We start from the raw sequence: 23655 nt of genomic DNA, 5'->3' as shown, positions 1-23655 counted from the left end.
TTTATGCGCATGGCAGAGCCGTCGCACGGCTCAGCCGGTCAGATGCCGCTCCATCCAGTCGGCTGCGGTCCGGCGGAACAGCCGACGGTTGTCGGCCCGCCGGAAATCGTGGCCCTCCTCGCGCAGCATCAGCAGCTCCGCCGCGAGCCCCCGCTCCCGCGCCGCCCGCACGACCTGCTCCGACTCGCCAGGAGGCACGTTGGTGTCGTGCTCGCCGTGCACCGCCAGCAGCGGTACGCGCAGCTCGTCGATCCGGCTCATGGGGGACAGGGCGCGCAGCAACTCCCGGTCGCGCACCGGGTGGCCGTACTTGTGGGCCGCCGACTCCGCGATCCACGGCTCGGTCCCGGCGAAGAACGTCGCGAAGTCCGACATCCCGCACACCGCGACGCCGGTACGGAACAGCTCCGGGTGCCACACCAGCGAGGCCAGCGTGAGGTAACCGCCGTACGAGCGGCCCATCACGGCCAGCCGCGTGGGGTCGGCGCGCCCGGTCAGGACCACGTGCGCCACGCAGTCGGCGACGTCCTCGATCGCCGCGAACCGCCCCGTACCGAGGTCGGCGTCCACGAAGGACCGCCCGTAGCCGGAGGAGCCGCGCACGTCGGGCGCGAAGACGTCCAGGCCCCGCCCGGTCAGCTCGTGGTACAGCGGCTCGAACACCGGCCGTTCCTGCTCCTCCGGGCCGCCGTGCAGGTGGATCACGCACGGCGCCGGCCGGCCCTCGGCGCGCCCCGGCGCCCGGTAGTACCAGCCGCCCAGCACCAGCCCGTCGCGCGCGGCGGGCCGCAGCGGTGCCGGGCGCACGGGCGGCCGCCCCGGCGGTACGGCGTCCTCGTCCCGTGACGACCAGGGAGTGCGGGCGGGGGACGCCGTCCCGGACACCCACCACACGCCCGGCTTCCGCTGCGAACCCGACAGGGCCAGCACCAGCCCGCCCGGCCCGGCCCGGCTGATCCGGGTCACCACCTCGTGCGGCAGGGCCACCCCGTGGGGCGGCGCCGTTCCGGTGGCGCCGCCGCTGGGCGCGGGCGCGGCCGGCTCGGTCACCGGCAGTGCCAGCGTCCGGAACTCGCTCGCGCCCCGCACGTTCCAGGCGAGCGCGGCGGTACGCCCGTCCTCGGCGAACGCCAGCAGTTCGAGGTCGCTGCCCTCCCGTTCGGCGACCACGGACAGTCCGGTCCGCAGCCCTTCGCCGTCCAGCCCGGCGGCCAGCAGCGCCGCGAACTCCCGCTCGTGGTCGCTGCGCAGCCACACGGTGCGGCCGTCCGGCGAGAACCGGCCGATCCAGGGGTCCCCGTCGGCCACCCGCAGAACGGACCCCGTGCCCAGGTCGGCGGTACGCACCACCACGGCCTCCCGCCGCCCGCGCGGCCCCCGGCGCACCAGCGCGAACCGCCCGTCCTGGCTGACGTCGCACACCCGCAGCGTCGCGGCCCCGGACTCGGTGGCCACCAGCACGGGCGACCGGACCCCGTCCGGATCGACCAGGTAGGCGCTCAGCCGGTCCCTCACGGCACCGTCCAGCTCCGGTCCCGCGTCCTTCGGGCCGACCTCGCCCCGGTGCGCGCCGCCCAGCAGGGTGGCGTGGCCGTCCCGTCCCGCCCAGTCGGCGGGCAGTTCCCCGAAGGCCTCCGGCTCCTCCACGGCGGCGTCCTCGCGGTCGGGCGGGCCGCCCAGCGACAGCGGGGGTTCGGCGACCGTGACCGCCACGGCCGAGCCGTCACGCGCCCAGCACCCCAGGTACGCGGAGCTCCCCGAGTCCGCGCCCGCCACGATCCGCCGTCCGGTGCCGTCCGGGCGTACGCACAGCACCCGGGTGTGCTCGCCGCCGCCGGGGGCGACCGTGTAAGCGATCCAGCGCCCGTCGGGCGACCACGCCACCTCGGTCACGGGGTCGGGGTCGGAGTCGAGCAGGTGGATGCCCTCCCCGTCGAACCGTCCGTCCACGGGCCCGGTCCACAGCTGTGGCACCCCGGTCCGGTCGCAGATGAACGCCACGTGCTCGCCGGTGGGGTCCGCCGACGGATACCAGCAGCCGTGCGAGACCAGCGGCTGAGGGGTGTCCCGCAGGCCTGCCGCGTCGGCGAGCGGCACCAGCAAGGGTGCCGCCGACGTGGCGCCGCCCGGTGGTGTCGCTCCGGTCAGCTGATCCTGTGCGTCTGCAGCCATATCTCCAGCAACGCTACGTGCCACAGGGCGTTCGCCCCGCGCTTCGTACGGTGGTCGTCGGGGGCGGCGAGCAGCTCGGCGATGTACTCCTCCTGGAAGAGACCGCGTGCCTTCGCCTCGGGCGCGTACAACGCCTCACGGACCCGTTCGAGCACGGGACCCGCCATGTGCCGGATCGCCGGCACCGGGAAGTACCCCTTGGGCCGGTCGACGACCTCGCGCGGAAGCAGCGCCCGTCCGGCGTCCTTGATCACGCCCTTGCCGCCCTGCGCGAGCTTCAGCTCCGGCGGGCAGGCCGCGGCCAGCTCCACCAGCTCGTGGTCCAGGAACGGCGTGCGCGCCTCCAGGCCCCAGTCCATGGTCATGTTGTCGACCCGCTTGACCGGGTCGTCGACCAGCATCACGTGCGTGTCCAGCCGCAGCGCCGCGTCCAGGGCGGTCTCGGCGCCGGGCGCGGCCATGTGCTCGCGTACGAACCGGCTGGAGACGTCGTGGTCGGTGAGCATGTGCGGCTGGAGGATCCGGGCCATGTCGGAGTGCGGCCGGTCGAAGTACACGTCGGCGTATCTCTCGGGCTCGCGCTCCCGCTCGACGGCGGCCATCTCGGGGTACCAGCGGTAGCCGGCGAACACCTCGTCGGCGCCCTGACCGCTCTGGACGACGCTGACCTCCTTGGAGACCAGCTCGGACAGCAGGTGGAAGGCGACCACGTCATGGCTGATCATCGGCTCGCTCATGGCCGCGATCGCCGCGTCGAGCGCGGTCGACACCCGGTCGGAGGGCACCATCAGCTGGTGGTGGTCGGTGTCGTAGCGCCGGGCGATCAGGTCCGAATAGGTGAACTCGTCGCCCTCCTCGCCGCCCTCCGCCTCGAATCCGACGCTGAACGTGGCCAGGTCCTTCTGTCCCTCCTCGGCCAGCAGCGCCACGATCAGCGACGAGTCGAGACCGCCCGAGAGCAGCACGCCGACCGGCACGTCGGCGACCATCCGGCGGCGCACCGCCGTCCGCAGCGCGTCCAGCACCGCGTCCCGCCAGTCACCGGCGTCCATGCCGGCGAACTCGGGGCGGCGCGTGTACGAGGGCTGCCAGTAGCAGCGGTCCTGGTACGAGCCGTCCGGCTCCACCACCCGCACCGTCGCGGGCGGCAGCTTGCGCACCCCGGCGAGCACCGTGCGGGGCGCCGCCACCGTGGCGTGCCAGCTCAGGTACTGGTGCAGCGCGACCGGGTCGAGCGACGTGTCGATGCCGCCGCCCGCGAGCAGGGCGGGCAGCGTCGAGGCGAACCGCAGCCGGCCGGGCGCGTGGGCCAGGTACAGGGGCTTGATGCCCAGCCGATCCCTGGCCAGCACCACCCGGCCGGTGTCGTTCTCGACGATGACGAACACGAACATGCCGATGAAGTGGTCGACGCAGTCCGTGCCCCACTGTCTGTAGGCCTTCAGGATCACCTCGGTGTCCGAGGTGGAGAAGAACCGGTGCCCCAGGGCGCGCAGCTCGGCGCGCACCGCCTGGTAGTTGTACACGCACCCGTTGAACACCCCGGTGAGCCGGGCCTCGGTGTCCGTCATCGGCTGTGCGCCGCGCTCCGAGAGATCGATGATCTTCAGGCGGCGATGGCCCAGCGCCACGGGCCCCTGTGACCAGATGCCCCGGCCGTCCGGCCCCCGGGCCGCCAGCCGGTCGGTCATGCGTTCCACCGCGGCCACATCGGGCCGCCGGTCGTCGAAGCGGATCTCCCCACTCAGGCCACACATACGGCACCTCCCCGCCGTGCCGTATCCGCCGCCCCCAGCACATCCGGGACCTCAGCGTCCTCCTCAACCCCATATGAATCAGTCACCACAACTCCTCGAAGACGGGGAGCGGGGCACCCCTACCTGCCGTCTGTCCCGGCCGTGCGCGGCGACCCGCTCCATCCGGCCGGGTGCCCCGTTGATCGCCGGGCATGCCTGGAGCCTCGTCGACGAGAGGCGGGCGCCTGCCGGGCGCCCGCCCCTCACCGATCGCCGACCGTCTTATCTCGTGTCCATGCCCTTGTCCTTGCCGGACTCCTGCTCCTCCTCATTGGCGAGGCGCTCGCCCTCCGCCTGGGACGGAGTCGAACGGGCCACGTCGGGGTGTTCGTCCATACCCGGCTCGCGCTCGCGCTCGCCCTCCGCCTGGGAGGGGGTCGGGTAGTCCCACGCATCACTCATCGCTACGCCTCCGGCGACTCGTTCCGTGCCCGCGATGCCGGGCCGGGGCGGGACGAGTACCCCGGCGCCCCCGGCGCTACCGGGTCGGGCAGCTTCAGGAACAGCGCCATGACGGAGCTCGCCAGGTACAGCATCGCGAAGATCCACATCACGCCCTGGACCCCCAGCGGCCCCAGGAAGACGCCCACCAGGGCCGGGCCGAGGAAGGTGCTGGCTCCGGCGCCCAGGTTGAGGGCCGACATCGCCTGGCCCTTGTGGGCCGGGTCCAGCGACGGCATCAGCGCCGACAGCGGTACGTAACCGGCGAGCGTCGCGCCGAACAGGCTCACCAGCACCATCGCCAGGGCGTAGTTGTCGCCCGCCGACACGGTGCCGTAGTAGAGCAGCAGCGTGGTCACGGCGCAGCCGACCCCGCCGAACCAGGCGACGGTGCGCTGCCAGCCGATGCGGTCGCCGACGACGCCGAAGATCAGGTTGAAGAAGATGTTCGTGGCGAACATCGCGGACAGCAGCTGGAGCCACTCGCTGAGCGAGAAGCCCAGCGTGTCGGTGAAGAAGACCGGCAGGAAGACCAGGAAGCCGAACTGCGGCGCCGTGTTGATGGCCCGCACGACCGCGCCCGTACCGATCCTCGGGTTGCGCCAGATGATCGCGAGCGAGCCGATCAGGGTGGCGACCGGGCGCTCCCCGGCGGGGGCGAGCCGGCTTCTGCCGGTGGGCTCGCGCACCAGCAGCAGGGCGATCAGGCCGCCCGCCAGGACCAGCCCGAGCGACAGCCACAGCGTGCTGTACGCGCCGACCCGCGGCACCGCGAAGCTGGCGACCAGCGACCCCAGCGTCGGCAGCCCGCCCGTGAACGCGAACCAGAACCAGCCCACAGCCGAGCCCAGCCGGGCCTTCGGCGTCACCGCCGTGACCCAGATGAGGAAGCCGTACGCGAAGAGCGGATAGCCGAAGCCGCGCAGCCCGTAGGAGAGCAGCAGGAGCCAGAAGTCGACCGTGGGGACGGCGAAGACCAGGAACACCACCTGGAACACGCCCCAGATGCCGAGGCCCAGCATCATCACCCGGCGCGGACCCCACAGGTCCGACAGGGCGCCGGAGAACCAGGCGGCGACGCTCGCGGTGACGCCGTAGACGCTGAACAGCAGCGCCACCCGCTCCTTGGACATGCCCTCGTCCAGGAGGTAGGGGGACAGGTAACCGGACTCGACACCGTCTCCGATCATGAAGATGAGCACGCCCAGGAATCCCCAGGCGAGCGCCTTGGGAATGCCGATCCTGTCCAGCCAATGCCTCGCGGGTGTCTCTTCGGCGGAAGACGACGGATCCAGAACGACGGCCACGAGAACCACCTTTTTCGAAAAAGTCGCGGAAAGCGCGGTGAGAGCAGCGCGGGGAGCGGTGCGCTGAGGCGTCACGATGAAACGACCGTGTGAGAAGGGTCAATGAGCGGGAGAAAAACCCCGTGACGCATCCCGGCCGTGGCGTGAAATCGATGGAGCGGCGGTGTCCCGGGCTGCCGGACAGCACTCATCACGGCAGGTCAAAGGCCCTGTCTCGGCATGACGCCGAACCGGCCACCGGGTTAAGTCGGTGTTACCTTCACGTGGCGTCTGTGATCTTCACTCGACGGTCCGCACGTCCACGCCTATGTCCCGCAGCCGCCGCACCTCCGCCGCCGGTGCCGCGTCGTCCACCAGCACCAGGTCGAAGTCGGTGAGCGGCGCCAGCGCGTACAGCCCCTGATTGGCGAACTTGGTGTGGTCGATGAGCAGCACCCGGCGCGCCGCGGACGCCATCATCGCCCGCTTGACCTGCACCGTCTCGGGCGACATGTGGTAGCAGCGGCCCCCGGTCACCGCCGTCGTCGACATGAACAGCACATCCGCCCGGAACGACTCCACACTGTGCGCCGTGTGCAGCCCCATGAAGGCGTCGTACGCCGGGAAGTACGTGCCCCCGAGGGCGATCAGCGAGACCCCCGGCTCCCTCGACAGCGCGGTGACGGCCGGCAGCGAGTTGGTGATCACCGTGAGCGGTGTGTGGTCGGCCATCTGCTGGGCCAGGCTCAGACAGGTGGTGGAGTCGTCCAGCATCACGATCTGCCCGGGCGCCAGCAGCTCCGCGGCGGCCCGCGCCAGCCGGTGCTTGGTCTGCGCCATCGTCGTCATGCGCTCGCTCACGCTGCCGTGGAACTGCGTCGACGGCAGACAGCTCGCCCCGCCCCGCACCTTGCGCAGCCAGCCCTGCGCCTGGAGCGCGTCCAGATCGCGGTGGATCGTCATCACACTCACGCCGAACTCGTCGGCCAGGTCGTTCGTCCGCACGAACCCCTTCGCGGTCACCAGCTCGCGCAGCGTGCGCCGCCGCTCCTCCTGGGCGTCCATACGGGTCATGGCGTCCTGCTCCTTGCCACACGGTGCGAATCTCACGTGAACTTAACACGGCAGCACGGTGTCGTCGCCCGGCCGAGCGGCGCGGGGCCGGGATCTCACACGGCGGCCACGGCCGGTCACGGGATAATCGCGCGGCCGATTGACGCTCCGCCCGGCCGCGCGTTTACCTGACGTCCGCGAGTGAAGGGGCAGGTATTCCAGTCATGTCGGTTCTCACCATCGACGTCGGTACGTCCGTCATCAAATCGGTCGTCTTCGACGACCAGGGGCAGGAAATAGCGCTTTCCCGTATCGGCACCGAAGTACTGCGCCCCCGCCCCGGCTGGGCGGAGCAGGACATGGACGCGGTGTGGAACGGCGTGGTCTTCACCGTACGCAGCGCCCTCTCCCAGCTCGGGCCGGGCCATGACCCGGTCTGGCTGGTGAGCTTCACGGCCCAGGGCGACGGCTGCTGGCTCGTCGACGCCGAGGGGCGCCCCACCGGGCCCGCCGTCCTCTGGTCCGACGGCCGCGCCGGTGACCTGCTCACCGGCTGGGCCGCCGACGGCGTCCTGGAGGAGGCCTACCGCCGCAACGGCTCCCTCACCTGCAGCGGCATGCCCAACGCGGTGATCAGCTGGCTCGCCGCCCACGACCCCGGACGCCTGGAGCGCTCCCGTACGGCGCTGACGGCGGCCGGCTGGCTGTTCCTGAAGCTGACCGGGGTGAGGGCCATCGACGAGTCCGACGCCTCGGCACCCTTCCTCGACCACACCACCGGCGCCTACGACCCGGCGATCATCGGCCTGTTCGGGTTCGACCCGCACGCCCGCCTCCTGCCGAGGGTGCTCGGCGAGAACGAGCGCATCGCCGAGATCACCCACCACACCGCCGGCGAACTGGGCCTCCCGGCCGGCCTGCCCGTCGTCATGGCCCCCTACGACATCGCCGCCACCGCCCGCGGCGCCGGCGTCGTCAATCCCGGCCAGGCGTGCGCCATCCTCGGCACCACCCTGTGCACCGAGATCGTCACCCGCCAGGTGGACACGAGCGGCGAACCGTGCGGCATCAACATCGCCTACCGCGGCCGCGAGCGCATCCTCCGCGCCTTCCCCACCCTCTCCGGCACCGAGGTCCTCGACTGGGCGTCCCGCCTCCTCGCCGTCGACGGGCCCGCCGCCCTCGGCGAGCTGGCGTTCGGCACCGAACCCGCGCCCGGCGGGCCGGCGTTCCTGCCGTACCTCTCACCCGCCGGGGAACGCGCCCCCTTCCTCGACCCGCACGCCCGCGGCACCTTCTGGGGCCTGTCCCTCGACCACACGCCCGCCGACCTCGCCCGTGCGGTCTTCGAGGGCCTGTCGCTCGTCGTCCGCGACTGCCTCCGGGCATCCGGCACCGACGTCCACGAACTGCGCCTGTGCGGCGGCGGGTCCGCCAGCGACCAGTGGTGTCGGCTCATCGCCGACGTCACCGGCGTGCCCACGGCCCGCAGCGCCGACACCGAACTCGGCGCGAAGGGCGCGTTCCTGACCGGGCTCGTCCTCAGCGGCGCCGAGAGCAGCATGCACAACGCGGCCGCGAAGTACGTCCGCATGCGCTCCGGCTGGGAGCCCGACCCCGAGCGCGGCGCGTTCTACGACGGGCTCTACGAGTCGTTCCTCACCTGGCGCGGCGCCGCCCGCTCCCTCGGCTGGTCGCCCGCCCCCACCGACGTACAGAAAGCACCGCATGTCTGACGCCCTGACGGCCGACGCCGTCCACCTCGGCCTCGACCTCGGCACCCAGAGCGCCCGGGCGGTCGCCGTGGACGGCACCGGCCGGCTCCTCGCCGCCGCGTCCCGTCCGCTGACCGGCCACCGCGACGGCGTACGCCACGAACAGGACCCCGAGCAGTGGTGGTCCGCCCTCGCCGCCGCCTGCCGCGAGGCCCTGACCGGAGTCGCGCCCGAGCGCGTCCGGGGCCTGGCCGTCGACGCCACCTCCGGCACCGTCCTCCTCGCCGACGAGCGGGGCAGACCGCTGACACCCGGCCTCATGTACGACGACGGGCGCGCCCGCGCGTACACGCCCCGCGTCAACAAGGACGGCGAGGAGATCTGGCAGGAGCTGGGCTACCGCACCATGCAGCCGTCCTGGGCACTGCCCAAACTGCTGTGGCTGCTGGACAACACCGACTTCCCCGACGCCCGGCTGCTGCACCAGGCCGACCTGGTCACCTGGCGGCTGGCCGGGCACCAGGTCGCGAGCGACGCCAGCCATGCCCTCAAGACCGGCTACCACCTGGTCGCCGAGCGCTGGCCGGACGACGAACTGGCCAGGCTCGGCGTCCCGGCAGGGCTGCTGCCGGACGTCGTCCGGCCCGGCACCGTCATCGGCACGGTTGGCGCCGACGCCGCCAGGGCCACATCCATCCCCGCCGGCACGCCGATCGTCGCGGGCATGACCGACGGCTGCGCCGCGCAGATCGGCGCCGGGGCCCTCACGCCCGGCGCCTGGAACTCCGTCCTCGGCACCACCCTCGTCCTCAAGGGCGTGAGTCCCCACCTCGTCCGGGACCCCGGGGGAGTGGTCTACTGCCACCGAGGCCCCGGCGGCACCTGGCTGCCCGGCGGCGCGTCCAGCAGCGGCGCCGGAGCCATCGCCCGGCGCTTCCCCGGCGCCGACCTCGACGCCCTCACCCGGCAGGCCGCCGCCACCGGCTCCACCGCCGTCACCTACCCCCTGGCGGGGGAGGGCGGCGAACGGTTCCCGTTCCGCGCGCCCGACGCCACCCCGTTCGTCCTGGGCGACCCGTCCGGTGACGCCGAGGAGTTCCACGCCCTGCTGCTCGGCGTGGCCTGTGTCGAACGCCTCTGCTTCGACTACCTCGACCACCTCGGCGCCCCCGTCGACGGCCCGCTCACCCTCACCGGCGGCGGCGCCCGCAACGCCTACTGGTCGCAGCTGCGCGCCGACGTCCTCGGCCGCACCGTCACCCTCCCCGAACACGCCGAGAGCGCCACCGGCATGGCGGTGCTCGCCTCGACCGCCTCGGGCGCCACGCTGGAACAGGCCGCGGCCGCCATGGTGCGCGTCCGCCGACACCTGACCCCCGACCCCTCCCGCACGGCCCGGCTGACCCCCGTCTACCTCGACTTCGTCGACGAACTGACCCGACGCGGCCGGCTGGACCAGGCCGTCGCGGCGCACGCCCGCAGAAAGGCCGAGCAGTGACCGACTTCATCCTCGTACGCCACGGCGAGACCGAGTGGCACGCGGAGAACCGCTACGCGGGCCGCACCGACGTACCGCTGACCGAGCTCGGCCACAAACAGGCCGCCACGCTCGGCGCCTGGGCCGCCGGACAGCACCTCGACGCCGTCCTCTGCTCGCCCCTGTCCCGCGCCCGCCTCACCGCCGAACCCGCCGCGACCGCGCTCGGCCTCACCCCCCGGGTCGACGAGCGGCTGTACGAGGTGGACTTCGGGCGCGGCGACGGGCTCACGCGCGGCGAGATGGCCGAGGAGTTCCCCGACGCGCTCGCCGCTTTCCTCAACGACCCGGTCACCCACCACCTGCCCGGCGGCGAGGACCCGGTCGCGGCGGCCGACCGGGCCATCGCCTGCCTGGAGGACGTCGCGCGGGAACTCCCCGACGGCCGCGTCCTCGTCGTCGCCCACTCCACCCTCGTACGCCTGGTGCTGTGCGAGCTGCTCGGCATCCCGCTCGCCCGCTACCGCCAGGTCTTCCCCGCCCTGGAGAACGGCGCCCTGACCGAACTGCGGCTGCTGCCCGGCAGGCAGGCCTCCCTGCTGCGGCTCAACGCGCCCGCCCTCCTCACCCACTGACCCATCGGAGCATCACCGTGACCACCACCGTCCTCGCCGCCGGCGACCACTTCGTCCTGCCCCGGCTGCTCGACGAGGAACTCCGCGCCGCCGCGCCGCCCGGCGCCGACCTCGACGTACGGCAGATCCAACTCCCATGGCCGCACACGCCCTTCGGCCCGGTCGCCGAGGTCGACGAGGCGTCCGGCACCGAGGACGAGCTGATCGAGGCGCTGCGCGGCGTACGGATCTGCCTCACCCAGATGGCCCCGCTCACCGAGCGGATCCTCACGGCCTGCCCCGACCTGGAACTGTTCTGCGTCAGCCGCGGCGGCCCGGTCAACGCCAACCTGAAGGCAGCCACCCGCCATGGTGTCGCCGTCTGCTACGCGCCGGGCCGCAACGCCGTCGCCACCGCCGAGCACACCCTCGCCCTGATCCTCGCCGCCGCGCGGGGGATCGGCGACGTCCACACCGACCTCAAGCACGCCACCTGGCGCGGCGACTACTACGACTACGACAACTGCGGCATCGAGATCGACGGCTCGGTCGTCGGCCTGGTCGGCTTCGGCGCGATCGGCTCACGTGTGGCGCGGGTCCTGGTCGCCATGGGTGCCAAGATCCTGGTGCACGACCCGTACGTCACGCCCGAGGCGGTGCAGGGCATCGCCGAACTCGTCCCGCTGGACGAGCTGTTGAGCCGCTCCCGGATCGTCTCGCTGCACGCGCGCGTGACGGAGGAGACCAAGGGCATGATCGGGGCGGCTCAGATCGCGTCGATGCCGCCCGGCTCGGTGCTCGTCAACTGCGCGCGCGGCGCGCTCGTCGACTACGAGGCCGTGTGCGACGCGCTGGACTCGGGACGGCTCGCGGGCGCCGGTTTCGACGTGTTCCCCGCCGAGCCGGTCCCGGCCGGCGCCCGGCTGCTGTCCACACCGGGCGTCGTCCTCACCCCGCACATCGCGGGCGCCAGCCGGGAAGTGGCCCACAAGGCGGCCCGGATCGTGGCGGCCGAGGCGGCCCGCTTCCTCCGTGGCGAACCGCTCGCCCACTGCGCCAACCCCGAGGTGCGTTAACGCTTCGGGCGCGGCTGCGAGAGGTACCGCTGGCCGGCGGCCTTCAGACGGTCGGGCAGCACCTTGGTGGCCGCGCCCAGGACCTTCGTCCGCACCGACCCGGCGACCACCTTGTCCCGGCCGCGCATCAGGGCCTCGAAGGCGTCCTCGGCGACCCGGGCCGGATCGTCCTTCGCCATGCGCCCCAGGCGCGTGTCGGCCATGCCGGCGCGGCGGAAGAAGGGCGTCTGCGTGGCGCCAGGCATCAGCGACGTGACGCTCACCCCGGTGTCCCGCAGCTCGCTGTGCAGGGCCTGCGCGAAGGACTGGAGGAAGGACTTCGAGGCGCTGTAGACGGACTGGAACGTCCCCGGCGCCATCGAGGCCAGCGACGAGGTGACCAGCAGCCGGCCCTCGTCCTCCTCGGCCATGCCGCGCAGGAGCCGGTGCGCGAGGTGCACCGTCGCGTTGATGTTGAGGTCGATGATCCGGGCGTGGTCGGCGAGGTCGACGTCGAGGAACGCCCCGCCCCGCCCCACGCCCGCGTTCAGCGCGGCGACGGCGACCGGGCGGCGGGTCGCGAGGACCGCGGCGTACAGCTGCTCGACACCGTCGTACATGGCGAGGTCCGCCCGTACGGCGACGACGTCGGCGCCCCGGCCGCGCAGTTCGTCGGCGGCGGCCGTCAGGGCCGTGTCCTCGGCGCAGACCACCAGGTCGAACCCGTGGTCGGCGAACTGCCGGGCCAGCGCGAGGCCGATGCCGCTGGAGGCTCCGGTCACCACCGCCAGCGGTTTCACGGTGTCCATGCGCGCCGGGTACCCACCCATCGGCGCCGTTTCACCGGATTGATCATGGGGTACCCGCCCGCCGTGTTCACGCCTCGGAGGTGACCCATGACTGAGCGGGAGCTCGGGCAAGCGGCTGGGCAAGCGTCGAACGGCACCGTGACGACCCAGGTACCGGCGCGACTGGACAGACTGCCGTGGTCGCGCTGGCACTGGATGATCGTCATCGGACTGGGCACCGTCTGGATCCTCGACGGCCTGGAAGTGACCATCGTGGGCAGCATGGCCGGCCGGCTCTCCGAGGAGGGCAGCGGGCTCGCCATCAGCAGCGCCCAGGTCACCGGCGTCGCCGCCGCGCTGTACGTCGCCGGGGCGTGCTCCGGGGCGCTGTTCTTCGGCTGGCTCACGGACCGCTACGGCCGCAAGAAACTCTTCCTGATCACCCTGGCCGTCTATCTCGCCGCGACCGCGCTGACGGCGCTGTCCTTCTCCTCCTGGTGGTTCTTCGTCTTCCGCTTCCTGACCGGCTTCGGCATCGGGGGCGAGTACGCCGCCATCAACTCCGCCATCGACGAGCTGATCCCCAGCGCGTACCGCGGCCGGGTGGACCTGATCATCAACGGCAGCTTCTGGCTCGGCGCGATGGGCGGTGCCCTGTTGTCCGTCCTCGCCCTCGACACGGACATCCTCCCCAAGGACCTGGGCTGGCGGATCTCCTTCGGCCTCGGCGTCGTCCTCGGCCTGGTCATCCTGCTCGTCCGCCGCCATGTGCCGGAAAGCCCCCGCTGGATGTTCATCCACGGGCGCGAGGAGGGCGCCGAGCAGCTGGTGGCGGACGTCGAGCGGCAGGTGGAGGCGGAGACGGGCCGCCCGCTGCCCGAGCCGGCCGGGGCGATCACCATCAAGCAGCGGCACAGCGTCGGCTTCGTGCAGATCGCCCGTACGCTCTTCCGCGCCTATCCCCGGCGGGCGGTGCTGGGCCTGGCCCTCTTCATCGGGCAGGCCTTCCTCTACAACGCCATCACCTTCGGGTTCGGCTCGATCCTGGTGACGTTCTTCGACATCGGCACCGGCTCGACCGGCTACTTCTTCGCCGTCATCGCGTTCGGCAACTTCATGGGCCCCCTGCTGCTGGGCCGGCTCTTCGACACCTGGGGCCGTCGCCCGATGATCGCGGGTACGTACATCCTGTCCGGCGCCCTGCTGTTCGTCACCGCCTGGATGTTCTCCAACGGCTGGCTGACCGCGACGACGATGACCATCAGCTGGTGCGTGGTCCTCTTCTTCGCGTCCGCCGGTGCCAGCTCCGCGTACCTCACGGTGAGCGAGATCTTCCCCATGGAGACCCGCGCGATGGCCATCGCGTTCTTCTACGCCGTCGGCACGGCCGCCGGAGGCATCTCCGGTCCGCTGATCTTCGCCGGTCTCACCGAAAGCGGTGTCGTCGCGGACACGGTGCTCGCCTTCTGCATCGGCGCCACGCTCATGGTGCTGGGTGGTCTGGTGGCGCTGTTCTTCGCGGTCGCGGCGGAACGCAAGTCGCTGGAGGACATCGCGACCCCGCTGTCCGCGCAGGCCGCCAAGGCCATGACACCGGCCGGCCCCACCACCGCCACCGCGCGCACGGTGCCGTGACGCGGTGACGCGCGGCGAACCGGCGGCCGATTGGATGGAGCGCCGCTCAATGGTTTATCGTTCATTCAGTCGGTTGTGAAGACGCCTTCACGACCGCCACACACTGCCCCGGCTGGTCCCCCCGTCCAGCCGGGGCGTCTTGCGTTCCCGCCCGGCTTCAGCTCCCGCAGGCCGGGCACCCGTCCCCTCGGAAGATCGAGAGCCGAGAGACGAGGAACGGTGGAGCGATGACCGAGTACGAGCGTTCACGCACCATGCCGGCACTGCCCGAGCACGTCTTCGACCAGGCCGCCAACGTCGACCAGCTCGACAACTGGCTGCCCGAGGCCCTGCACGTGCACGCCGAGGAGCTGCCCGCCGTCACCGTGCACGAGGACCGCACCGACGAGGACACCTCCGCGCTGCTGCGCGCCGAGAAGGACCAGATGCGCCTCGAATGGGGCACCAGGGAGCAGGGCAGCTACGCCGGGTGGCTCCAGGTCGCCGGTATCGGCAGCGGAGCCAGCGAGGTGACCGTGCACCTGTCGTTCTTCGACGAGAGCCACGACCCGGGCGAGAAGCCGGTGAACGACGCCCTCGACCACAGCCTCCAGCGCCTGGAGGACCAGGTCCGCATGCGCGTCGACAACGCCGCCGGCTGACGGTCACCCATGCCCGCGACCAAGCGGTACGCGGTCGCCGCCTCCGGACAGTGGACGGACGAGGAGGACGGCCGCCGCCGGCTGCCCGCCGGGGAGGTCCACGCCTGGGAGCCGGGCATGAACCAGACCGTCTGCGGCCTCTCCCTCAGCCGGTCGCAGCTCGGCCGCTTCCCGCACGTCGTCTGGCCGGACGTCCTGCCCGAGTCCGGCGGCGCCGCCGACCGCGTCCAGCGGGTCTGCCCCCGCTGCGCCTCCGTGGCCGGCCGCCGGGGCGGCGACGCCCGGCCACGGTGGCAGCGCATCCGCCCCCGGCCATGATCGTCCCCGTTTTTGTCCTCCTTTGCAGGGCACTGGGACGGCATGGACCATTCACAGGCACCCGTGCTCGACGCGTTGGCCGCGTACCACTCAGAGAACCAGACGCCCTTCACCCCGCCCGGCCACAAACAGGGCCGCGGCGCCGACCCACGCGTACGCGCCGTCCTCGGTGACGCCGTCTTCCACTCGGACGTGCTCGCCACCAGCGGGCTGGACGACCGGACCTCGTCCCACGGCGTGCTCGCCAAGGCACAGGAGCTGATGGCCGACGCGGTCGGGGCGGAGCACACGTTCTTCTCGACCTGCGGCAGCTCCCTGTCCATCAAGGCCGCCATGCTGTCCGTCGCCGGACCGCACGAGAAGCTGCTGGTGGGACGTGACGCGCACAAGTCGGTGGTGTCCGGTCTCGTCCTGGCCGGGATCGTCCCCATCTGGGTGGAACCGCAGTGGGACGCCGAGCGCCACCTCGCCCACCCGCCGTCCGCCGACGCCTTCCGCGCCGCCCTCGCCGAACACCCCGACGCGCGGGGCGCCCTGGTGACCACCCCGACGCCGTACGGGACCTGCTCCGATCTGCCCGCCATCGCGGAGGCGTGCCACGACCACGGCGTACCGCTCATCGTCGACGAGGCGTGGGGCGCCCACCTGCCGTTCCACCCCGACCTGCCCACCTGGGCGATGGACGCCGGGGCCGACATCTGCGTCACCTCCGTCCACAAGATGGGCTCGGGCGTCGAACAGGGCTCGGTCTTCCACCTCCAGGGCGACCTGATCGAACCGGAGGTCCTGAAGAACCGCGAGGACCTGCTCGGCACCACCAGCCCCTCCGTCCTCGTCTACGCCGCCCTCGACGGTTGGCGCCGCCAGATGGTGCAGCACGGCCACGCCCTCTACGACGACGCGCTGGCCCTGGCCAAGACGGTACGGACGCGGATCGCCGAGATCGACGGCCTCCACGTGCACGGGCGCGACGACTTCTGCGGACCCGGCCGCTCCGCGGACCTCGACCCCCTCCAGGTCATCATCGACGTCACGGGGCTCGGTACGACCGGCTACCGGGTCGCCGACTGGCTGCGCGAGCACCACCACATCAACATGCACCTGTCCGACCACCGCCGCAGCAGCGCCCAGCTCACCCACGCCGACGACGAACGCAGCGCCCACGCCCTGCTCACCGCGCTGCGCGACGTCGCCGGCCACGCGGACGAACTGCGCCCCGCGCCGCGGGTGGAGGTCCCCGACCCGGCCGACCTCCGCCTGGAGCAGGTCATGCTGCCGCGCGACGCGTTCTTCGGGCGGGTCGAGCAGGTGCCGTGGGAGAAGGCCGTCGGCCGGATCAGCGCCGAGATGCTCACCCCGTACCCGCCCGGCATCCCCGCAGCGCTGCCCGGCGAGAAGCTCAACGCCGAGGTGCTGCACTACCTGCGCAGCGGTGTCGACGCCGGCATGGTCGTCCCGGACGCCGCCGACACGGAGGTCAAGACGGTACGGGTGACCGTGGAGCACTGAAAGGCCTCGGTCACAGGCCCGCCGCGGCCTTCTCCCGCAGGCACGCCCACGCCTGCCCGGAGATCTCCGTACGCAGCAGCACATCCGCCGCCGTGCAGGCCAGCGCTTCCGCCGCCGCCAGCATCACCTGGCGCCCGCGCGGCCCCGCCGCCGCCTCGGCGAACTCGGGCGTGTGGTCCGACGCGTCCGAGCCCATGATCGCGACGAACGGGTGGATCGCGGGCACCCGCGTGCTCACATTGCCGATGTCGGACGATCCCAGGTACACGCCGGGCACGGGCTCCGACAACGGGATGCCCGCCCGGTCCAGGTGATGGGCGAACAGCCCCGACAGCACCTCGTTGTCGCGGAAGTGCTCGTAGCGCCCGCCCACGCCGGTCACCTCCACCCGGGTACGCGTGGCCGTCGCCACGCCCTGGGCGCACGAGCGCAGCTCCTCCACCAGGTCCTCCAGTGCGGCCGTCGTCGCCCCGCGCAGCCCGAAGAGGCCCTCCGCGTACTCGGGGACGATGTTCGTCGCCCGGCCGCCGTCCGCGATGATGCCCTGGACGTGGGACCCGGCCGGCAGCCGCCGGTCCAGCACGCCCAGGGTGTTGAACAGCTGGATCAGCGCGCCGAGCGCGTCGATGCCCTCCGTGGGGTTGCCCGTCGGATGCGCGGCCCGCCCGTGGAACGCCACCCGGATCTGCGCGCTGGCCGTCAGCGGCGCCCACGACCAGCTGTAGACGCCCGGGTGGAACATCAGCGCCGCGTCCACCCCGTCGAACAGCCCCGCCTCGACCTCCACGACCTTGCCGCCCCCGCGTTCCTCCGCCGGCGCACCCACCGCCAACAGCGACCCCGGGACCTCGCCGAGCGCTCCCCGTACCGCGAGCGCCGCGCCCAGACCGGCCGCGGCGATCAGGTTGTGGCCGCACGCGTGCCCCAGCAGCGGCAGCGCGTCGTACTCCAGCAGCAGCGCCACGCACGGTCCCTCACCCGAGCCGGTGCGGCCGGTGAACGCGGTCGGCAGGCCCGCCACCCCGCGCTCCACCTCGAACCCCTCCCGTTCGAGTTCACCGGTCAGCAGCCGCGCCGCCTGCCGCTCCTCGAACGCCGTCTCCGGTGAGCGGTGCAGCGCGAGGCCGACGTCCCACAGCCGCTCCGCTCGGGCGGCGACCTCCTCCCTGATCCGGTCGTACACGGGCTCGGGGTTCTCCGACACGTACGCCTCCTCCGACGGGCGGTGACTGGTCACCCACCCGGGTTCCACGCCCCCGGCGCCCGATGCGTACGCCGACGTACGGAGACGTACGAGGCTCAGGCCTCCACGCCCGGCCGCCGCTCGGTGCCGCCCTCGCCGCGCAGCCGGCGGCGCAGGGCGGCCAGCCGGGGGTAGCGCTCGCTGAGCTCCGCCGAGCGGCGGTCCAGCTCCTGCATGAGGCGCTCGCTCCGCCTGTCCAGGTCCAGCTCGTCGAGGATCCGGTCGATCTCGGCGAGCAGCGCGCCGTGCAGCTGCCACTGCCGGGGGTGCTCCTGCACGTCCTCCAGCAGCATGTCGGCGACCCGGTCGCGGGTGACCCGGCTCGCGGCCAGGGCGGCGGTCAGCCGCTCCTCGGCGGCCTCCGCGTTGGCGGCCACCTGGGTGGTGATCAGGCGGGCGAAGCTCTCGATGGCGTCGGCCATGTGCGCGAACAGCTCCTTGAGCCCGGCCGACACGTCCTCCGGGAACAGCGACTCCTCCGTACGGAACTTCGCCAGGTCGGTCAGGCTCCGGGTCAGCACCCGGAGCACCACCGCGCAGATCTCCAGGGTGTCCAGCCCCGTCCGCAGCACCACCCGGGACAGCAGGCCCTCCCGTACGCGCGGGTTCATCCGCAGGCTCTCCTCCGCCTGCCGCAGCGACGCGTCGACCTCCACGATGTCGTGGTCCAGCCGCCGCGCCTCGTGCAGCCGCGCCGCCGCGTGCGGGAACGGGAGGTGGCCCTCGGAGATCTCCGCGCCCATGGTGCGGAACATGCGGCCCATCCCGCGCGCCAGCCCGTCGATGGACGCCCCGGCCGACTGCGTCCACACGGGCGGTGCGAACAGCAGGTTGAACAGCAGGCCCACCCCGGCGCCGATGAGCGTCTCCAGCACCCGGTGCCAGGCCGCCGACGTGGCCTGGGAGACACCGAGGACCAGCATCGCGCTGATCGCCACCTCGGGCACGAACTCGTCCACCCGCACGAAACGGCCGATGATCAGCGCGGTGAAGATCGTCAGACCGAGGCTCCACCAGGTCAGCCCCACCAGGGCGGTGAAGCCGATGGCGATGAGGACACCGACGACGACCGAGTTGACGCGCCGGATACCGGTGGTGAGCGTCGCGTACAGGGTGACCTGCACGACCAGCAGCGCGGTCAGCGGGGCCGTCAGAGGGGCGGGTTGCGCGGGCAGAACCATCAGGGCGACGACGAAGGAGATGACGGCGGCGGCCGTGGAGCGCAGCGTCTGCGCCGCGACGGGTTCGGTGGTCCGCCGCACCAGTTTGATCACGGGTGCTGATACGTCCGGCATCCCCTTCACGTGCCCGATCATGAGCCACTCACCACACTTCAGTCCCAGGAACCCCTCGGACGCCGTTTTGCCTCACCCGTGACGTGGTACCGCCAAAGTCCCGTTTCCCCTTGCCGAGGAGGCACGATGAACCCGCCCGTGAACCGGGGCACCCCCGTCGCCGTCGTCACCGGCTCCGACTCCGGCATCGGCCGCGCCACCGCCGTCCGGCTCGCCGCGCAGGGCATGGACGTCGGCATCACCTGGCACACCGACGAGGACGGCGCACACCGCACCGCCGAGGAGGTACGCGGTCACGGGCGCCGCGCCGCCGTCGCGCACCTGGACCTGACACGGTTGCCGGAAGCCGCCGGCGTCGTCGACGAGCTGGCCGGCGAACTCGGGCGCGTCGACGTCCTGGTCAACAACGCCGGCACCGGCACGGCCACGCCCTTCCTGGACATGACGTACGACACCGTGCGGGACGTGCTGGACGTCGACCTGATCGGGCCGTTCCTGTGCTCCCAGGCCGCCGCCCGCCGCATGATCGAGCAGGGCGACGGCGGACGGATCGTCAACGTGACGTCCGTGCACGAGCACCAGCCGCGCGTCGGAGCGGCGCCCTACTGCGCGGCCAAGGGCGGACTCGGGCTGCTCACCCAGGTCATGGCGCTGGAACTGGCCGAGTACGGCATCACCGTGAACGCCGTCGCACCGGGCGAGATCGCCACCCCGATGACGGGCCAGGACGACGAGGACGTACGGAAGAAGTCCCGGCCCGGCGTGCCGCTGGGGCGGCCGGGCGACGCGCGTGAGGTCGCGGCGGTCATCGCGTTCCTGGCGGGCGAGGACGCCTCGTACGTCACGGGCGCCTCGTGGGTGGTGGACGGCGGCATGCTCCGGATGGGCCCGCAGGCCGGCTCCCACCTGGAGAGCGACGCCTGGCGACGACCATGAGCACGTGACACAGGGCCCCCGCCCGGGATGGGCGGGGGCCCTGTCACGCGTACGCCGTCAGCGGCTCACCACATGCCGCTCGTCCGGCACGCAGTGCGTCATCGTCAGCCCCTCGACGTCCCGGGGCGGGTTCTCCCCGAGGTTGGCCAGCCGCTTGCGGTCCTCCTCGGTGAGGTCCTGGCTCGCCAGGGGTTCGAGGTGGGCCACGTCCTGCGGGCTGATGCCGAGGCCCTCGCCGACGCGCAGCCCCAGGTCGTTCTCGACCAGCAGGAAGTGCCAGACCATCCGCTCCTGCACGGCCCGGTCGCACTGCTTCAGCGCGTTGACGAAGTTGCGCACCAGGTCGTCCCGCTCCCACTGTTCCATCAGCAGATAGCGCTGGCCGGCCTGCATGTAGTCGTTGGTCCGCGGGATCCGCTTGCGGGTGAGCCTGCCGTGGATCTCCGGGCCCTGCTCGTCGTGCGTGGGGTACTGGCCCTCGCGCAGCCCGCCCCGGATCGACGGCTCGTAGTTGACGTCCGGGTTCTCGCCGTGGCCGTCCTGGCGGTACGTCATGAACCCGTCGCGCTGGTTGGTGCGCACGTCCGCGTTCTTGGCCTGGTTGACCGGCAGTTGGAGGTAGTTCGGGCCGACCCGGTAGCGCTGGGTGTCGCTGTACGAGAACGTCCGGCCGACCAGCATCTTGTCGTCCGAGAAGTCCAGGCCGTCCACCAGCACACCCGTGCCGAAGGAGATCTGCTCGTTCTCGGCGAAGAAGTTCTCCGGCATCCGGTTGAGCACCATCTTGCCGACCGGCTTCGGCGGGAAGTCCTGCTCCGGCCAGGTCTTGGTGTCGTCCAGCGGGTCGAAGTCCAGCTCCGGGTGGTCGTGGTCCTCCATCATCTGGACCAGCAGCTCCCACTCGGGGTGGTCGCCGCGCCCTACCGCCTCGTACAGGTCCTTGGTGGCGTGGCCGAGGCCCTCGGCCTGCACATTGGCCGCGTCCTCCTCGGTCATGCTCCGGACGCCCTGCTTGGGCATCCAGTGGTACTTGACCAGGACCGTGTTGCCCTCGGCGTTGACCCACTTGTACGTGTTGACGCCGAACCCCTGCATATGGCGGTAGTCGGCCGGGATGCCACGCGGGCTGAACAGATTGACCAGCATGTGCATGGACTCCGGGGTCTGCGACATGAAGTCGAAGATCCGGCGCGGCTGCTGCTCGAAGGTGACCGGGTTCGGCTTGAGGGAGTGGATTACGTCGGGGAACTTGATGGCGTCCCGGATGAAGAAGACACCCAGGTTGTTCCCGACGAGGTCCCAGTTGCCGTCCTCGGTGTAGAACTTCACCGCGAACCCGCGCGGGTCGCGCGCCGCCTCGGAGGAGTCCCGGCCGCCGATCACGGTGGAGAAGCGGACGGCCAGGTCGGTGCGCTTGCCGCGCTCCTGGAAGATCTTGGCGCGGGTGTAGCGGCTGATCGGCTCGTCACCCCATGCGCCGTACGCCTCGAAGTAGCCGTAGGCCGTCACCCCGCGCGCGTGGACGACCCGCTCGGGGATGCGCTCCCGGTCGAAGTGGCTGATCTTCTCCAGGAACTGGTAGTTCTCCAGCGTCGCCGGGCCCCGGGCCCCGACCGTGCGCTGGTTCTGGTTGTCGTAGACAGGGTGGCCCTGCCGGTTGGTGAGTACCTTCCGGTCGTCGCCGGGTGCGGGACCCTGGCTCGAAACGTCGGTCACGATCCTCGGCTCCTCTGCTGCTGTTGTCGCTCTACGTCCTGCCACTGCGCCCTCTATGTCGCAGTATGCCCCGTTACCCACCCATCGGGGCCTCTAACCGCCGATCCCCGCCTTGTGCGCCGCCGCGCCGGCTCCCGCCTTCACGCCGCCGTCACCCACGGCCGCGCTCCCGGCGTGCACGGGCAGGTGGTAGACGGCGAACGCCCGGCCGATCACCGGCTGGGCGACATTGCGCACCCGTACGCCGTCACCGGTCATGCCGTGCTCGGTGCCATGGTGCGCATGACCGTGTACGGCCAGGTCGGCGCCGCCCTCGTCGACCGCCTCGGCCAGCAGGTAGCTGCCCAGGAACGGATAGATCTCCAGCGGCTCGCCCGCGAGCGTGTCCGGCACGGGCGCGTAGTGCGTCAGCGCGATCCGTACGGCGCAGTCCGCCTCGTGCAGCATCGTCAGGGACGTCCGCAGCCCGTCCGCGCAGCGCCGGGTGTAGCGGATGAAGTCCTTCATCTCCGGCTCGCCGAACTCACCGCCGCTGCGCCCGGCGAACCCGCCGCCGAACCCCTTCGTCCCGGCGACGCCCACGCGCACCCCGCCGACGTTCAGCACCGTGCCCTCGCCCTCCAGGACGGTCACCCCGGCCCGGTCGAGTGCCGCCGTCACCTCCGCCTCCTGGTCGCTCTGGTAGTCGTGGTTGCCCAGCACGGCGACCACGGGCACACCCAGGCCTGCCACCTCGCCGGCCACGACCTCGCCCTCCTCGGCCGTGCCGTGCCGCGTCAGGTCACCGGCGAGCAGCAGCAGGTCCGCCTGCTCGTGGATCTTGTCGAAGGCCGGCCGCAGAGCGCCCGTGCTGCCCGGGCCCAGATGGATGTCACCGACCGCTGCTACTCGGATCACGACAGCTCCTCGGGGTGGTCGGGGGCGTCCCCGCAGACGACGACCAGGTCCTCGCGCAGCGGCAGCCCGGCCAGTTCCTCCTGGGCGATGCGCAGGATCTCGGACCGGCACTCCGCGCTGGCGACCGTGCCGTAGAGCATCACGCTGGTACCGCGCTGCTCGATCCTGATGCCGAGTTCGGCGATGTCCTCGCTCGCCAGCCGGTCCCGCAGATGGGCGATGCGGTACTCGGCGGTGTCGGCGGCGCTCATGGGGTTGCCTCCCGTGGTTCGGGTGGTTCGATGACGTTCAGGCGCTCCAGCAGGTACAGGAACGCCTCGGGCATCGGAGAGCCTTCGTTCTCCCGGCGCAGCAGGTCCCAGTCGATCTTCTCCCGCAGCGTGCGGGCGATCGGCAGGACGGCACCGAAGTCGCAGTGGTGCTCCGAGAAGGCGGCCAGCAGACTGCCCACCAGGTCGGTCGGCGCCAGCACCGGCATCCGTACCGAATCCACCGGCAGGACGTGGGCCCGGTCCAGCAACTCCCGCGTCACCGGGTGCCGCGCCAGCTCGAAGATCAGGTCGATCTCCTCACCGTGGCTGCGCGCCTTGATCAGCCAGTCCTCCGGCGGCACCCGCACCTGGATGCCGGCGGCCTCCAGATCCTGGGTGATCGCCTCCGCGTCCTCGCGCAGGATGGCGAAATCGGTGTCGTGCTGGAGGCTCTGCGGGACGCCGTGCGCGTACGCCGCCACACTGCCGGCCAGGGCGAACGGATGGCCGGTGCTCTTGAGCAGCCCCGCCACCTGCTTGGTGGCCTCCAGGATGGACTGCGTACGGTCCGGAGGAAGGCTGCGACTGAGGCCACCGGGGCCACCGGGGCCAGTGGGCCCGCCCGGACCGCCGCCGCCCGCCGCCCCGCCGCCCATGGGCGCGCCGAGGAGCGCGCCGTCCGGCTCGCCCTCCACAGCTCTGCCCCCGGCCAGTCGCAGCCCGGACGGCTCGGCCGGCCCGCCCGGCCCGCCCGGCTGGGTGGCGTCTTGCGAGTGGTTCCTCACGGGTGTTCCGCCCTCCTCGTCGGCCTGCGGGA

General features: G+C 72.1%; 21 protein-coding genes. 9 read left to right on the top strand and 12 right to left on the bottom strand.

Annotated elements, in window-relative coordinates:
- Positions 1–30: 30 nt before the first annotated feature.
- The 5 genes from BKD26_RS30330 to BKD26_RS30310 all read right to left on the bottom strand — a co-directional run bounded on the left by BKD26_RS30330 (position 31) and on the right by BKD26_RS30310 (position 6769).
- The gene (locus BKD26_RS30330) at positions 31–2172 is read right to left on the bottom strand and encodes a prolyl oligopeptidase family serine peptidase (protein ID WP_084904852.1); all 2142 of its coding nucleotides are present in this window, start codon (positions 2170–2172) and stop codon (positions 31–33) included.
- Entirely contained in the window at positions 2145–3929 is a 1785-nt protein-coding gene (locus tag BKD26_RS30325; protein WP_084904848.1) for an N-acetylglutaminylglutamine amidotransferase, read from the bottom strand. Before BKD26_RS30325 ends, BKD26_RS30330 begins: the two co-directional genes overlap by 28 nt.
- Positions 3930–4190: 261 nt before the next feature.
- Positions 4191–4370, bottom strand: coding sequence for a hypothetical protein (locus tag BKD26_RS30320; RefSeq protein WP_084904845.1), 180 nt, complete (start codon positions 4368–4370; stop codon positions 4191–4193).
- A 2-nt stretch (positions 4371–4372) separates the two neighbouring features.
- Positions 4373–5716, bottom strand: coding sequence for an MFS transporter (locus tag BKD26_RS30315; protein ID WP_241518914.1), 1344 nt, complete (start codon positions 5714–5716; stop codon positions 4373–4375).
- Positions 5717–5995: 279 nt separating this feature from the next.
- On the bottom strand, positions 5996–6769 hold the full coding sequence (locus BKD26_RS30310; protein ID WP_179166762.1) for a DeoR/GlpR family DNA-binding transcription regulator: 774 nt from the start codon (positions 6767–6769) through the stop codon (positions 5996–5998).
- 203 nt (positions 6770–6972) lie between these two features.
- On the opposite strand from BKD26_RS30310, the gene BKD26_RS30305 reads away from it, so the two are divergent.
- From BKD26_RS30305 to BKD26_RS30290, 4 genes are read left to right on the top strand one after another with little or no spacing between them, the layout of a single operon-like run.
- Positions 6973–8484: an FGGY-family carbohydrate kinase gene (locus BKD26_RS30305; RefSeq protein ID WP_084904843.1), complete on the top strand. Its 1512-nt coding sequence runs from the start codon at positions 6973–6975 to the stop codon at positions 8482–8484.
- Positions 8477–9961: an FGGY family carbohydrate kinase gene (locus BKD26_RS30300; protein WP_084904840.1), complete on the top strand. Its 1485-nt coding sequence runs from the start codon at positions 8477–8479 to the stop codon at positions 9959–9961. Before BKD26_RS30305 ends, BKD26_RS30300 begins: the two co-directional genes overlap by 8 nt.
- Entirely contained in the window at positions 9958–10575 is a 618-nt protein-coding gene (locus BKD26_RS30295; protein ID WP_084904838.1) for a histidine phosphatase family protein, read from the top strand. Before BKD26_RS30300 ends, BKD26_RS30295 begins: the two co-directional genes overlap by 4 nt.
- A 17-nt stretch (positions 10576–10592) precedes the next feature.
- Positions 10593–11630 (top strand): 2-hydroxyacid dehydrogenase, encoded by a 1038-nt coding sequence (locus BKD26_RS30290; RefSeq protein ID WP_084904835.1) that lies wholly within the window; start codon positions 10593–10595, stop codon positions 11628–11630.
- On the opposite strand, the gene BKD26_RS30285 is transcribed toward BKD26_RS30290, so the two are convergent.
- Complete coding sequence (locus tag BKD26_RS30285) at positions 11627–12418, bottom strand: SDR family NAD(P)-dependent oxidoreductase (protein WP_084904985.1); 792 nt, start codon at positions 12416–12418, stop codon at positions 11627–11629. The two genes, BKD26_RS30290 and BKD26_RS30285, sit on opposite strands and share 4 nt — an antisense overlap.
- An 87-nt stretch (positions 12419–12505) precedes the next feature.
- Here BKD26_RS30285 and BKD26_RS30280 point away from each other — a divergent pair, with 87 nt between their 5' ends.
- The 4 genes from BKD26_RS30280 to BKD26_RS30265 all read left to right on the top strand — a co-directional run bounded on the left by BKD26_RS30280 (position 12506) and on the right by BKD26_RS30265 (position 16500).
- Positions 12506–14032, top strand: a complete 1527-nt coding sequence (locus BKD26_RS30280; RefSeq protein WP_084904832.1) for an MFS transporter — start codon at positions 12506–12508, stop codon at positions 14030–14032.
- Between the two features lie 227 nt (positions 14033–14259).
- Positions 14260–14673: an SRPBCC family protein gene (locus tag BKD26_RS30275; RefSeq protein WP_073755944.1), complete on the top strand. Its 414-nt coding sequence runs from the start codon at positions 14260–14262 to the stop codon at positions 14671–14673.
- Between the two features lie 9 nt (positions 14674–14682).
- Positions 14683–14991: a hypothetical protein gene (locus tag BKD26_RS30270; RefSeq protein ID WP_084904830.1), complete on the top strand. Its 309-nt coding sequence runs from the start codon at positions 14683–14685 to the stop codon at positions 14989–14991.
- A gap of 42 nt (positions 14992–15033) precedes the next feature.
- The gene (locus BKD26_RS30265; RefSeq protein ID WP_084904826.1) at positions 15034–16500 is read left to right on the top strand and encodes an ornithine decarboxylase; all 1467 of its coding nucleotides are present in this window, start codon (positions 15034–15036) and stop codon (positions 16498–16500) included.
- Between the two features lie 10 nt (positions 16501–16510).
- On the opposite strand, the gene BKD26_RS30260 is transcribed toward BKD26_RS30265, so the two are convergent.
- Both BKD26_RS30260 and BKD26_RS30255 read right to left on the bottom strand, forming a co-directional pair.
- On the bottom strand, positions 16511–17704 hold the full coding sequence (locus tag BKD26_RS30260; protein WP_084904983.1) for an amidohydrolase: 1194 nt from the start codon (positions 17702–17704) through the stop codon (positions 16511–16513).
- Positions 17705–17799: 95 nt separating this feature from the next.
- The gene (locus BKD26_RS30255; protein ID WP_084904981.1) at positions 17800–19038 is read right to left on the bottom strand and encodes an aromatic acid exporter family protein; all 1239 of its coding nucleotides are present in this window, start codon (positions 19036–19038) and stop codon (positions 17800–17802) included.
- Between the two features lie 126 nt (positions 19039–19164).
- Between BKD26_RS30255 and BKD26_RS30250 the strand changes: the two genes are divergently transcribed.
- Entirely contained in the window at positions 19165–19974 is an 810-nt protein-coding gene (locus BKD26_RS30250) for an SDR family oxidoreductase (RefSeq protein ID WP_084904823.1), read from the top strand.
- A 57-nt stretch (positions 19975–20031) separates the two neighbouring features.
- On the opposite strand, the gene BKD26_RS30245 is transcribed toward BKD26_RS30250, so the two are convergent.
- From BKD26_RS30245 to BKD26_RS30230, 4 genes are all read right to left on the bottom strand, one after another.
- Positions 20032–21690, bottom strand: coding sequence for a catalase (locus tag BKD26_RS30245; protein ID WP_084904821.1), 1659 nt, complete (start codon positions 21688–21690; stop codon positions 20032–20034).
- Positions 21691–21783: 93 nt separating this feature from the next.
- A complete protein-coding gene (locus BKD26_RS30240) occupies positions 21784–22587 on the bottom strand; it encodes a metallophosphoesterase (RefSeq protein WP_084904818.1) in 804 nt (267 codons plus the stop codon).
- A complete protein-coding gene (locus tag BKD26_RS30235) occupies positions 22584–22838 on the bottom strand; it encodes a hypothetical protein (RefSeq protein WP_073755951.1) in 255 nt (84 codons plus the stop codon). Before BKD26_RS30235 ends, BKD26_RS30240 begins: the two co-directional genes overlap by 4 nt.
- Positions 22835–23623: a nucleotidyltransferase family protein gene (locus tag BKD26_RS30230; RefSeq protein ID WP_241518913.1), complete on the bottom strand. Its 789-nt coding sequence runs from the start codon at positions 23621–23623 to the stop codon at positions 22835–22837. Before BKD26_RS30230 ends, BKD26_RS30235 begins: the two co-directional genes overlap by 4 nt.
- Positions 23624–23655 lie beyond the last annotated feature (32 nt).

The sequence above is a fragment of the Streptomyces sp. CB03238 genome, from assembly GCF_002099185.1.
Taxonomy (GTDB): domain Bacteria; phylum Actinomycetota; class Actinomycetes; order Streptomycetales; family Streptomycetaceae; genus Streptomyces.
This window is presented reverse-complemented; position numbering and strand designations above follow the sequence as displayed.

Coding starts and splice junctions, on each gene's coding strand:
- BKD26_RS30330 (WP_084904852.1), bottom strand. CDS start 2,172: ATGGCTGCAGACGCACAGGATCAGCTGACCGGAGCGACACCACCGGGC.
- BKD26_RS30325 (WP_084904848.1), bottom strand. CDS start 3,929: ATGTGTGGCCTGAGTGGGGAGATCCGCTTCGACGACCGGCGGCCCGAT.
- BKD26_RS30320 (WP_084904845.1), bottom strand. CDS start 4,370: ATGAGTGATGCGTGGGACTACCCGACCCCCTCCCAGGCGGAGGGCGAG.
- BKD26_RS30310 (WP_179166762.1), bottom strand. CDS start 6,769: ATGACCCGTATGGACGCCCAGGAGGAGCGGCGGCGCACGCTGCGCGAG.
- BKD26_RS30305 (WP_084904843.1), top strand. CDS start 6,973: ATGTCGGTTCTCACCATCGACGTCGGTACGTCCGTCATCAAATCGGTC.
- BKD26_RS30300 (WP_084904840.1), top strand. CDS start 8,477: ATGTCTGACGCCCTGACGGCCGACGCCGTCCACCTCGGCCTCGACCTC.
- BKD26_RS30285 (WP_084904985.1), bottom strand. CDS start 12,418: ATGGACACCGTGAAACCGCTGGCGGTGGTGACCGGAGCCTCCAGCGGC.
- BKD26_RS30280 (WP_084904832.1), top strand. CDS start 12,506: ATGACTGAGCGGGAGCTCGGGCAAGCGGCTGGGCAAGCGTCGAACGGC.
- BKD26_RS30275 (WP_073755944.1), top strand. CDS start 14,260: ATGACCGAGTACGAGCGTTCACGCACCATGCCGGCACTGCCCGAGCAC.
- BKD26_RS30270 (WP_084904830.1), top strand. CDS start 14,683: ATGCCCGCGACCAAGCGGTACGCGGTCGCCGCCTCCGGACAGTGGACG.
- BKD26_RS30265 (WP_084904826.1), top strand. CDS start 15,034: ATGGACCATTCACAGGCACCCGTGCTCGACGCGTTGGCCGCGTACCAC.
- BKD26_RS30255 (WP_084904981.1), bottom strand. CDS start 19,038: ATGCCGGACGTATCAGCACCCGTGATCAAACTGGTGCGGCGGACCACC.
- BKD26_RS30250 (WP_084904823.1), top strand. CDS start 19,165: ATGAACCCGCCCGTGAACCGGGGCACCCCCGTCGCCGTCGTCACCGGC.
- BKD26_RS30235 (WP_073755951.1), bottom strand. CDS start 22,838: ATGAGCGCCGCCGACACCGCCGAGTACCGCATCGCCCATCTGCGGGAC.